This window comes from Bacteroides acidifaciens, from assembly GCF_903181435.1.
Classification (GTDB): domain Bacteria; phylum Bacteroidota; class Bacteroidia; order Bacteroidales; family Bacteroidaceae; genus Bacteroides.
On sequence record NZ_CAEUHO010000001.1, the window covers coordinates 618,350 to 629,225 of the forward strand.

At 45.9% G+C, this 10,876-nt stretch carries 8 protein-coding genes; 5 read left to right on the top strand and 3 right to left on the bottom strand.

From position 1 onward, the window contains the following. Nucleotides 1-23 precede the first annotated feature (23 nt). Complete coding sequence (tnpC, locus tag CLIN57ABFB40_RS02420) at nt 24-1,637, top strand: IS66 family transposase (RefSeq protein ID WP_175628387.1); 1,614 nt, start codon at nt 24-26, stop codon at nt 1,635-1,637. A 520-nt stretch (nt 1,638-2,157) separates the two neighbouring features. Here tnpC and CLIN57ABFB40_RS02425 read toward each other — a convergent pair. Continuing rightward, nucleotides 2,158-3,615 (bottom strand): glycoside hydrolase family 10 protein, encoded by a 1,458-nt coding sequence (locus CLIN57ABFB40_RS02425; RefSeq protein ID WP_175628724.1) that lies wholly within the window; start codon nt 3,613-3,615, stop codon nt 2,158-2,160. Nucleotides 3,616-3,723: 108 nt separating this feature from the next. Here CLIN57ABFB40_RS02425 and CLIN57ABFB40_RS02430 point away from each other — a divergent pair, with 108 nt between their 5' ends. Genes CLIN57ABFB40_RS02430 through CLIN57ABFB40_RS02440 form a run of 3 tightly spaced genes read left to right on the top strand, consistent with a single transcriptional unit; the run spans nt 3,724 to nt 5,871 of the window. Then, nucleotides 3,724-5,154 (top strand): carbon starvation protein A, encoded by a 1,431-nt coding sequence (locus CLIN57ABFB40_RS02430; protein WP_175628725.1) that lies wholly within the window; start codon nt 3,724-3,726, stop codon nt 5,152-5,154. Then, nucleotides 5,151-5,381, top strand: a complete 231-nt coding sequence (locus CLIN57ABFB40_RS02435; protein ID WP_175628726.1) for a hypothetical protein — start codon at nt 5,151-5,153, stop codon at nt 5,379-5,381. Before CLIN57ABFB40_RS02430 ends, CLIN57ABFB40_RS02435 begins: the two co-directional genes overlap by 4 nt. 4 nt (nt 5,382-5,385) lie before the next feature. Further along, nucleotides 5,386-5,871: an outer membrane beta-barrel protein gene (locus CLIN57ABFB40_RS02440; protein WP_022138348.1), complete on the top strand. Its 486-nt coding sequence runs from the start codon at nt 5,386-5,388 to the stop codon at nt 5,869-5,871. A gap of 52 nt (nt 5,872-5,923) precedes the next feature. Here the strand turns inward: CLIN57ABFB40_RS02440 and uvrA are convergent, their stop codons facing one another. Continuing rightward, entirely contained in the window at nt 5,924-8,695 is a 2,772-nt protein-coding gene (gene uvrA, locus CLIN57ABFB40_RS02445; protein ID WP_175628727.1) for an excinuclease ABC subunit UvrA, read from the bottom strand. A 17-nt stretch (nt 8,696-8,712) separates the two neighbouring features. Between uvrA and CLIN57ABFB40_RS02450 the strand changes: the two genes are divergently transcribed. Beyond that, complete coding sequence (locus tag CLIN57ABFB40_RS02450; RefSeq protein WP_410489585.1) at nt 8,713-10,299, top strand: glycoside hydrolase family 10 protein; 1,587 nt, start codon at nt 8,713-8,715, stop codon at nt 10,297-10,299. Between the two features lie 13 nt (nt 10,300-10,312). Here CLIN57ABFB40_RS02450 and CLIN57ABFB40_RS02455 read toward each other — a convergent pair whose 3' ends face one another. Further along, entirely contained in the window at nt 10,313-10,861 is a 549-nt protein-coding gene (locus tag CLIN57ABFB40_RS02455; RefSeq protein ID WP_175628729.1) for a chromate transporter, read from the bottom strand. Nucleotides 10,862-10,876: the final 15 nt, after the last annotated feature.

The following is a 10,876-nucleotide window of genomic DNA, read 5'->3' on the forward strand; positions in this document are numbered from 1 at the left end:
CATAATAAAAAAGTGGATATACAGTGAAAGAACCGGTCATTACCCTTACTTTGGAAGAGTACGAAGAGCTGCGCAAGGAACGTGAACGCCTTGAAAAGGAACATGCAGAACTTCAGAGAAAATACGAATCCTCTTTGCGGGAGTATTCCCGCCAGGTCGAAGAAATCTCAGCCTGTACAGCCGTCATTGCCGACCTGAGATGGAAATTGGCTGACTTGACACGCCGTTTATGGGGTAAATCCAGTGAAAAACGCCATCTTCCCGAAGATGCTGGCCAGTTGAGCATCTGTTTTGAGTCTCCGTCCGATGTCAATGACCCGGTAGCGGAAGAACAGAAAACAGCTGAGAAATCTGCCAAATCGGAGAATGGCTACAACCGTTTCCGTAAGAGCTTCACCAAAAAGATTACCCCCCACGCCCGTAAGCCCATCGCCCCGTCCCTTCCCCGTGAAGAGATTATCATTCCCATGCCGGAGGGCCTTTCGTTGGAGGGAGCGGCGAAGCTGGGAGAGGAAGTGAGCGAACAATATGCCGTCAGTCCCGCCCGATTCTATGTGAGACGCATCATCCGCCCTAAATACCGGCTCGCCGACGGTCGTATCATAACTGCTCCCATGCCCGTAATGGCACATCCCCACAGCAATGCGTCGGAAAGTGTACTGTCACACATTGCTACCGCCAAATATTACGACCACCTGCCTCTGTACAGACAACTGGACATCTTTGAGCGTGAAGGCATCCATCTGAGTCCTTCCACTGTAAGTAACTGGATGATGGCTGCCGCACAGCGTCTGGAGCCAATCTATAATGAACTTCGTGAACTGGTCAAGGACAGCTATTACGTCATGGCCGATGAGACGCCCCATCCCGTACTTGAAAGCGACCGGCCCGGTGCTCTTCACCGCGGGTATATGTGGAACTTCTATCTGCCCCGGTTCCATACCCCATTCTTTGAATATCACAAGGGACGTGGCAGCAGCGGAATAGACACGCTGCTGGCAGGACAGGTTCGGGTGGTACAGAGTGACGGCTTTGCAGTATATGACGAGTTCGACACACTACCCGGAAAGTTGCACCTGTGCTGCTGGGCACACGTCAGGCGCAAGTTTGTGGAAGCGGAAGGAAATGACCCTCCCAGAGCAAGGCATGCACTTGAACAAATAGGCAGACTGTATGCTGTGGAGGAGAAAATCAGGATAGGACATCTGGAAGGCGGGGCTGTAGTAAGGCTTCGCCGGGAAGAATCGTACCCTATTATCAAAGGACTGGAAAAATGGTGCAGGCAGGAGTATGAACATACGGTTGAGAAATCGCCTATTGCAAAGGCCATATTCTATATGTACACACGTTTTGAACAACTGTCTGGATATGTCAACGATGCACAGTTCTGCATTGACAATAATCCGGTGGAGCGCTCTATAAGGCCATTGACTTTGAACAGAAAAAACACTCTTTTCTCCGGTTCACATGAAGCGGCACATGCAGCGGCAATATTCTTTTCACTGATGGGATGTTGCAGAGAAAATAAGGTGAACCCAAAACTATGGATGCAGGACGTGTTGATTAGGGTACAGGAGAATGAAAGAGAAAAGAAAAACGACTACGCTGATTTACTGCCATTTAATTGGAAAGGATAAACAAGAAAGATAGATAAAGTCAAAAGCCAGACAAAGCATGTCTGGCTTTTGACTTTATTATAGCTTGGAGAGAAATACGGGCGAGGCCGAATGCTTACCTTTAACGGTGATAAGTTTATAGTCCACGTATGTAGGCCGTACAGCCTACATATGTAAACCGTACAGCCTACGTATGCGGGCTGTATAGCCTGCATACGTGGGCTATAGAAACATCACCGCTCCCAATAGATTATTAAGCTGTCATATACAGGTTGTCGTCCTATAAAACGTGCATTCTTATGCCTTTAAATGGGTAATCTCACCTAATACTACACTAAAATAGACAAAGTATAGGCATGATAGATAGCTGCTTTTATTCTTATTTAATTCAAATCCGCATCGATAATTGGATATTTGATTCATTTCGTACCGGTTTTGAATAAAACGTATAGCTGCATCAAGGTTATTTCTCCTTTGTGTTACAAATTGAACTTGAATGGTTATTTTTCTTTGATTTTATATACGTCTTTACTTGATACTTCTAGTTTCCTTCTTGTATCGCTACGCTTTCATTTCCGTAACGGTCTACAGCTGTAACAGCGAAATGTTTTTTAGCATTCCAAGGCAGGATAGGGGCGTAGATATAACTTGTCTCCCTGATATTCTGTGCTACGATATTTTTTGGCCGGCTGGTATCTACTGGATACTCATTGGAAGCATAAATAACGTACATCGGATTATTATGCGGATCATTATCCGTAGCAGCCTGCCATTTTAATTCTGTGTATCCATTGTCGATATGGGTTATTTTCAGTTCGGATGGAGCCGTAGGCGGAACATTGTCCAGCCAGGGCATGGGAGGCTGTAAAGCCGGATATGCGTAGAAGTTTTCGGCCAGTTCATCATAAATGCCTTGTGTGTTTTCCATGAGATATTTCACACGGTAGTGTCCTTCACCAGCCATTTTATGATTGCGGATGAAGTTTATTTGGCGGTCTATCTCATCACGTGTCCATTTACCTTCGTCGGGATGAAGGAAATAGATGCCGAGTCCCGGAATCACTTGCCGTCCGTTGCTTTGTTCCTGCCAGTCGAGGGCAAAAGGATAGAAACTGTTTCCCTGGAAATACATCATCGGATATATCTGGTCTATGATGCCTTCGCCGAGCCATCCTTGCGGGTCTTGATAAACAGTAAAGAAAGCATTCCACCCACGGGAAGGGTAACGCGAGGTATCCCGGTATTTTCCTACCGGACTGGCACTGAGCTTCACCCACGGTTTCATCGCTTTTACACCTTTATATATATAGCGTACGATTTCCGAAATATTGTCCCGTCGCCATTGCTCTATTGTACGCCCTTTGCCGTATCGGCGGAAATCGTACTTGTCGGGAAAGAGAGGAGCATTCTCCGGATAACGCAGATAATCGAAATGCACTCCGTCTATATCATAACGGCTTACGACTTCCCGCACCAGTTTCATCAGATACTCTTTGGTTCCCGGATGTCCCGGATTGAGGAAATACTCATTCTTATAAGGTACACAAATGTCTTTCATCCGTTTGGTGACGGAACGGCTGCCGAGAGAGGCAACGTGTTTCCTGTTTCCCAATGGGATAGTCACCATCCAGGCGTGGCACTCCATTCCCCGCTTATGACATTCCTCAATGGCAAAGGCAAGCGGGTCATATCCGGGATTTCCACCGGATTTTCCTGTCAGGATAGAGTTGAAAGGTTCGATAGACGAGGGATATAACACGTCCCCGCGTGTACGTGTCTGAAACAGGACGGTATTGAAGTTGGCAGCTTTTAGCTTATCGAGAATATCCACCAATTCTTCCTTTTGCTTGCGGATACTTTGAGGACTTAAAGCACGTGTACGAGGCCAGTCAAGACCATACAGAGCAGTGAGCCAGGCGGCACGAACCTCATGCTTGGGCTGTGCAGCTACGGAGAGGAAAGGAAACAAAAGTGAAAGAATGAAAATATATCGACGCATATTCTTTATTTTTTGTTTTAAATCCCTGCAAAGTTAGTAAAAGTGTCGGTAATGTTGGGCTGTTTCGTGAGATTATGTTACATTTGCCAAGCTAAAAAACGACACACTATGATAACATTTACTCTATGCCTGCTGGCGCTGATAGTAGGCTATTTTACGTATGGACGTCTGATGGAGCGCGTCTTTGGACCTGATGGCCGTAAAACACCGGCTCTGACCAAGGCTGATGGAGTGGACTATATTCCATTGCCAACCTGGAAAATCTTTATGATTCAGTTTCTTAATATTGCAGGACTCGGTCCGATATTCGGGGCAATAATGGGAGCTAAATTCGGTAGTTCTTCCTATTTGTGGATTGTATTGGGTAGTATTTTTGCCGGTGCGGTGCACGATTATTTTGCCGGGATGCTTTCATTACGGAATGGTGGAGAGAGTTTGCCGGAGATTATTGGTCGGTATTTGGGGATTACGACAAAGCAGGTCATGAGAGGATTTACCGTTATCCTGATGATTTTGGTAGGTTCTGTTTTCGTTGCTGGTCCTGCGGGACTGTTGGCAAAGCTCACACCGGAAAGTCTGGATGCAACATTTTGGATTATCGTTGTGTTTGCTTATTATATTTTGGCTACTTTATTGCCTGTTGATAAAATCATAGGCAAAATTTATCCGTTGTTTGCAGTAGCTCTCCTGTTTATGGCAGTAGGAATCTTAGTGATGCTTTATGTCAATCATCCCGCTTTGCCGGAATTATGGGAAGGACTACAGAATACGAATCCGGAAGCCAGTGAGCTTCCTATTTTCCCGATTATGTTTGTGAGCATTGCCTGTGGTGCAATTTCCGGTTTCCATGCTACGCAGAGTCCGTTAATGGCACGTTGCATGACTTCGGAGCGTCACGGTCGACCAGTGTTCTACGGTGCGATGATTACCGAAGGAATCGTTGCTCTTATTTGGGCTGCCGCTGCTACTTACTTTTTCCACAAGAATGGAATGGAAGAAAGCAATGCTTCCGTTATTGTGGATGCCATTACAAAAGAATGGTTGGGGGCAATCGGTGGAGTGCTTGCTATTTTGGGAGTCATCGCCGCTCCGATTACTTCGGGAGATACGGCTTTCCGTTCTGCCCGTCTGATTGTGGCGGACTTTTTGGGCATGGAGCAAAAAAGTATGCGTCGTCGTTTGTACATTTGTATTCCGATGTTCGTAGTTGCTATCGGTCTGCTTTTGTATAGCTTACGTGATGCGAACGGATTTAATATGATATGGCGTTATTTTGCTTGGGCTAACCAGACTTTGGCTGTGTTTACCCTGTGGGCTATAACAGTCTTCCTGGCGGTATCCAGAAAACCTTATATCATTACTTTGATACCTGCACTGTTTATGACAAGTGTATGTTCAACTTATATATGTATTGCTCCCGAAGGATTGGGACTTTCGCATGCACTCTCCTATGGCATCGGCATAGCGTGTGTGGTGATTGCGGCAGCTTGGTTCTATGTCTGGCTGGGCAAGCAGAAAACAAGAAAATTATCAGAATGAAGAAAATAAAGAAATCAACGGGAGTTGCGTTAGCATTCCTTATTTATGTATCAGTAACGGCGGCTTATTTGTTGCCACGTAACACTGAAGTTAGTTTGACAGAGAAAATTCTGACGGTGGGTATCTCTTATGTCATTGTCTTTCTTCTTTGGTTAGTGCTTCGTAAAAAGGAACAAATGCGTGAACGCCGCAAAAAAGACGAACAATCTATTCACTTAAAAAAGTAAGTTTATGAAGAAATTAGCTTTAGCTCTTTGCTTATTGGCAGTCTCTTTCACTGCACAGGCACAATTTGAGAAAGGAACCACGATTATTAATCCTTCATTGTCAGGATTGGACTTTTCGTATAGTAAAAATGACAAAGCAAAATTTGGCCTTGGTGCACAGGTCGGTACGTTCTTTGCCGAAGGTATTGCCCTGATGGTAAACGCCGGAGCTGACTGGTCGAAACCGGTGGATGAATACACATTGGGTACGGGTGTACGTTTTTACTTTAATAAAACCGGCATTTATCTGGGTGGCGGACTTGATTGGAACCGTTTCCGTTGGAGTGGCGGCAAGCATCAGACTGACTGGGGATTGGGTATTGAAGCTGGCTATGCTTATTTCCTTTCACGCACAGTAACTATCGAACCTGCCGTTTACTACAAATGGCGTTTCAACGATGGTGATATGTCACGTTTCGGCGTTAAGATAGGGTTCGGATTCTACCTTTAAATAAGTTGAGAGTTATTTGCTGCATAGTAACTCTCAACTCTCCATTCTCAACTTATCCCAGCTTTTCTTTCAAAAACCGTCCCGTATAGCTTGCCTCGCAAGCCGCCACTTCTTCGGGAGTACCTACTGCTACTATATTTCCCCCTTTATCTCCACCTTCAGGACCGAGGTCAATCACATAATCAGCACATTTGATAACGTCCATGTTGTGCTCGATAATAACGATGCTATGTCCTCGACGGATAAGCGCGTCGAAAGCATCCAATAGTTTGCGGATGTCGTGGAAATGTAATCCTGTAGTCGGTTCGTCGAAGATAAACATAGTCGGGTCTGCTTTCTCCTGGCTCAGGTAGAATGCCAGTTTCACACGCTGGTTCTCACCGCCGGAAAGGGTGGAAGAGGATTGTCCCAGTTTGATATATCCTAACCCTACGTCCTGTAAGGGAAGCAACTTCTTCACAATTTTCTTCTGTCCGTGCTCGTTGAAGAATTCAATAGCCTGGTTCACGGTCATTTCCAATACATCATAGATACTTTTATCATGGAATTTCACTTCCAGCGTATCGGATTTGAAACGTTTCCCGTGGCAGGATTCACATTCCAATACCAAGTCTGCCATGAACTGCATTTCTACAGTAATGGTTCCATCACCCTTACACTCTTCGCAACGCCCGCCTTCGCTGTTGAAACTGAAGAATCCGGCTGTATAACCCATTTGTTTGGCTAGCGGTTGCTCAGACCACAGTTTACGGATTTCGTCATACGCTTTGATGTAGGTTACCGGATTAGAACGTGATGATTTGCCAATCGGGTTCTGGTCTACAAATTCCACGTTCCGCAGGTCGCGCAGACTGCCGCTGATAGAAGAGAACTCTCCCGGTCGGTCACTGCATTCGTCCAATTCACGTTTCAATGCCCGGAAGAAAATATCCCTTACTAACGTACTTTTTCCGGAACCGGAAACTCCAGTAACGACCGTCATTACGTTAAGCGGGAAACGGACGTCTACTCCTTTCAGATTATTCTCGCGGGCACCTTTCAATTCTATGTAGTTATTCCACGGACGGCGGTGTTCGGGAACGGGAATTTCCTCTTCTCCCAGAAGATAACGCACTGTGTGGCTATTACTTCCCTTTTTCAAGTCTTTCATGTCGCCTTGATAAACGACCTCTCCACCCAAGCGTCCGGCATTGGGGCCTATGTCGATGATATAATCTGCGGCACGGATGATTTCTTCGTCATGTTCCACGACCACTACCGTGTTGCCTAATTGTTGCAGTTGGCGTAATACATAAATCAACCGGTCTGTATCACGGCTGTGAAGCCCGATACTTGGCTCGTCGAGAATATAAAGACTGCCTACAAGGCTGCTGCCTAATGATGTCGCCAGATTGATACGTTGGCTTTCTCCACCGGACAGGGAATTACTGAGACGGTTCAAGGTCAAGTATCCCAAGCCTACATCAATCAGGAAGTGGATACGGTTGTTGATTTCAATCAGGATACGGCGGGCTACGTCACTGTCGTGCTCGTTGAGTTCCAGTCCGTCAAAGAACTGCTTTAATTCCGTAATAGGTAAATCTACCAGTTCGGAGATATTCTTACCGCCCACCCGTACATATCCGGCTTCCGGTTTCAGACGTGTGCCGTGACATTTCGGGCAAAGTGTCTTTCCCCGGTAACGTGCGAGCATCACACGATATTGTATCTTGTATTGATTTTCTTCCAGCATCTTGAAGAAATCGTTGATGCCGTGGAAGTATTGGTTACCTTCCCACAGTAACCGGCGCTGTGCATCCGTCAACTCATAATAAGGAGTGAATATCGGGAAATCAAACTTGTCCGCGTTGTGGATCAATTCGTCTTTCCATTCTCCCATCTTCTCGCCACGCCAGCATACGATAGCCCCTTCATAAACCGATAAAGAACGGTTCGGCACAACCAGATGTTCGTCAATGCCGATCACTTTTCCGAAACCTTCGCAGCTGGGACAGGCGCCGATGGGAGAGTTGAACGAGAACATCTGGTCGTTCGGCTCTTCAAAGACGATGCCGTCTGCTTCGAATTTCGTGCTGAAAGTGTGTAGCTTTGTTGTCTCATCCGGAAGATAGAAACGCAACATACAGGTTCCGTCACCTTCATACATGGCTGTTTCGGCAGAGTCGGTGAGCCGGCTGATGGCATCTTTGCTGTTGGTTACCGCCATACGGTCTACCAACAGATAGACTTCATCACCTGCCACGGGCGTATATTCGTCCATACGCTTCATTTCACCGTTCACTTCGATACGGTTGAATCCCTGTTTCAAGTCTATTTCCAGTTGTTGTTGCAGGGTGCGGTCTTCACGCAGGCGAATGGGTGTCAGCACTGTATATCTCGTACCTTCCGGATACGAGAGCATGCAGTTGACAATATCTTCAGTCGAATGCTTCTTCACTTCTTGCCCGCTGACAGGGCTGTATGTTTTCCCTACGCGAGAGTAGAGCAGGCGGAGATATTCGTAAATCTCGGTCGAAGTTCCCACCGTAGAACGCGGATTGCGGCTGTTTACTTTCTGTTCGATGGCAATGGCGGGCGGAATACCTTTGATGAAGTCACATTCCGGTTTGCTCATCCGTCCCAGGAACTGGCGTGCATAGCTGCTAAGGCTTTCTACATAACGGCGTTGTCCCTCGGCATAGAGCGTATCAAAAGCGAGGGAAGATTTTCCGGAACCCGATAATCCGGTGATTACAACAAGTTTGTTGCGTGGTATATCTACATCGATGTTTTTAAGGTTGTTGACTCGTGCACCTTTTATCGAAATATAGTTGTTTTCTGACATAAAATACTCCTTGTTTTATGGTAGTCGGCAAAGTTAGCGAATTTATCGGGAGTTTGTATTATCTTTGCGTCACATTATTACGATTTAAGAATATTATGAAGCTGAAAAACTATCTTTTACTTTTAGCTCTTCTTCTTGCGGTAGGAGTGAGGGCGCAGGTGCCAACCGGCAATAAATATCCCAAACGTGAATTTCGTGCAGCATGGATACAGGCTGTCAACGGGCAGTTCCGTGGTATTCCTACCGAACGGCTGAAACAGACGTTGATTGGTCAGTTGAACTCTCTTCAGGGAGCCGGCATTAATGCGATTATCTTCCAGGTACGTCCCGAAGCGGATGCACTGTACGCTTCGCAACATGAACCGTGGAGTCGCTTCCTGACCGGTACGCAAGGACAGGTTCCTTCTCCTATGTGGGATCCGATGCAGTTTATGATTGAAGAGTGCCAGAAAAGGAATATGGAGTTTCATGCCTGGATTAATCCTTATCGTGTGAAGACTTCATTGAAGAACCAGTTGGCTCCGGAACATATTTACCATCAGCATCCTGAATGGTTCGTTACTTATGGTGATCAGCTATACTTCGATCCGGCACTTCCCGAAAGCCGGGAATACATCTGTAAGATCGTGACCGATATCGTGTCCCGCTATGATGTGGATGCTATCCATATGGACGATTATTTTTATCCTTATCCGGTGAAAGGACTGGACTTTCCGGATGATGCGAGCTTTGCCCGTTATGGCGGTGGATTCACGAATAAGGCGGACTGGCGTCGTAGTAATGTCAATGTGCTGATAAAGAAGCTTCATGAGACTATCCGCGGGATAAAGCCGTGGGTGAAGTTCGGTATCAGTCCGTTTGGCATTTACCGTAATCAGAAGAGCGACCCGTTGGGAAGTAAAACGAACGGTTTGCAGAATTACGATGACTTGTATGCCGATGTCCTGCTTTGGGCACGTGAAGGCTGGATTGACTATAATATTCCGCAGATATATTGGGAAATCGGTCATAAGGCAGCCGATTATGAGACATTGGTGAAATGGTGGGCTACCCACTCGGAAAACCGCCCGTTGTTTATCGGTCAGTCTGTACCGAATACTATTCAGCATGCTGATCCTCAGAACCCTTCCATCAATCAGCTTCCACGGAAGATGGCTTTGCAGCGTGCTTATCAGACGATTGGCGGTAGTTGCCAATGGTATGCATCGGCAGTTGTCGAAAATCAAGGAAGATACCGCGACGCTTTAGTCGGTGAATACCATAAGTATCCTGCTCTGATTCCTGTTTTTGACTTTATGGATGACAAGGCTCCGGGAAAAGTGCGCAAGATGAAGAAAGTATGGACAGAAGATGGTTATGTTCTTTTCTGGACTGCTCCGAAAGCAGAAACAGAAATGGATAAAGCTGTTCAATATGTAGTCTACCGCTTTGACGGAAAAGAAAAGGTGAATCTCGACGATCCTTCACATATTGTAGACATCACCCGCAATCCTTTCTACAGACTCCCATACGAAACTGGAAAAACAAAACACCGCTACGTGGTAACAGCTTTGGACCGTCTTCATAATGAATCGAAATCTGTAAGTAAGAAAGTAAAACTTTAATAAGATTCTTGATTTAATAAAGCAGCAATCCTGCAATACCGCAGGCGATAATCATCAGAATCGGGTTTGCTTTATATTTTCTAGTTCCGATAAAAGCAATCAGGAATATAATGACGCTGATAACGAATGAATAAGTATCTTCCATTGGCGAACCGAAATTCTCTACATTCATTAATACCAGTGCGGCAGAAGCCAGCAGTCCTACGACTGCTGGTCGCAGCCCGCTGAAGATGGATTCTACTACCGGATGTTTCTGGTATTTCAGAAAAAATTTGCTGATAGTCAGCATTAAGATAAAAGAGGGGAGAACTACTGCGAAAGTAGCAATGATGGAACCCCAGACACTGCCTGTCGAAGTAAATCCTACATAAGTTGCCGCATTGATGCCTATCGGCCCCGGTGTCATCTGGCTGATAGCGACAATATCCGTGAACTCCTGCGAACTTACCCATCCATAGCGGGTCACCACCTCGCCTTGAATCATGGAAAGCATGGCATAACCGCCACCGAAACCGAAAAGTCCGATCTTGAAAAATGTATAGAATAACTGTAGATAAATCATATGTTTAATAATTAT

Coding starts and splice junctions, on each gene's coding strand:
- uvrA (WP_175628727.1), bottom strand. CDS start 8,695: ATGTCAGAAAACAACTATATTTCGATAAAAGGTGCACGAGTCAACAAC.
- CLIN57ABFB40_RS02435 (WP_175628726.1), top strand. CDS start 5,151: ATGAAGAAAATAAAGAAATCAACGGGAGTTGCGTTAGCATTCCTTATT.
- CLIN57ABFB40_RS02425 (WP_175628724.1), bottom strand. CDS start 3,615: ATGCGTCGATATATTTTCATTCTTTCACTTTTGTTTCCTTTCCTCTCC.
- CLIN57ABFB40_RS02450 (WP_410489585.1), top strand. CDS start 8,713: ATGGTAGTCGGCAAAGTTAGCGAATTTATCGGGAGTTTGTATTATCTT.
- CLIN57ABFB40_RS02430 (WP_175628725.1), top strand. CDS start 3,724: ATGATAACATTTACTCTATGCCTGCTGGCGCTGATAGTAGGCTATTTT.
- CLIN57ABFB40_RS02455 (WP_175628729.1), bottom strand. CDS start 10,861: ATGATTTATCTACAGTTATTCTATACATTTTTCAAGATCGGACTTTTC.
- CLIN57ABFB40_RS02440 (WP_022138348.1), top strand. CDS start 5,386: ATGAAGAAATTAGCTTTAGCTCTTTGCTTATTGGCAGTCTCTTTCACT.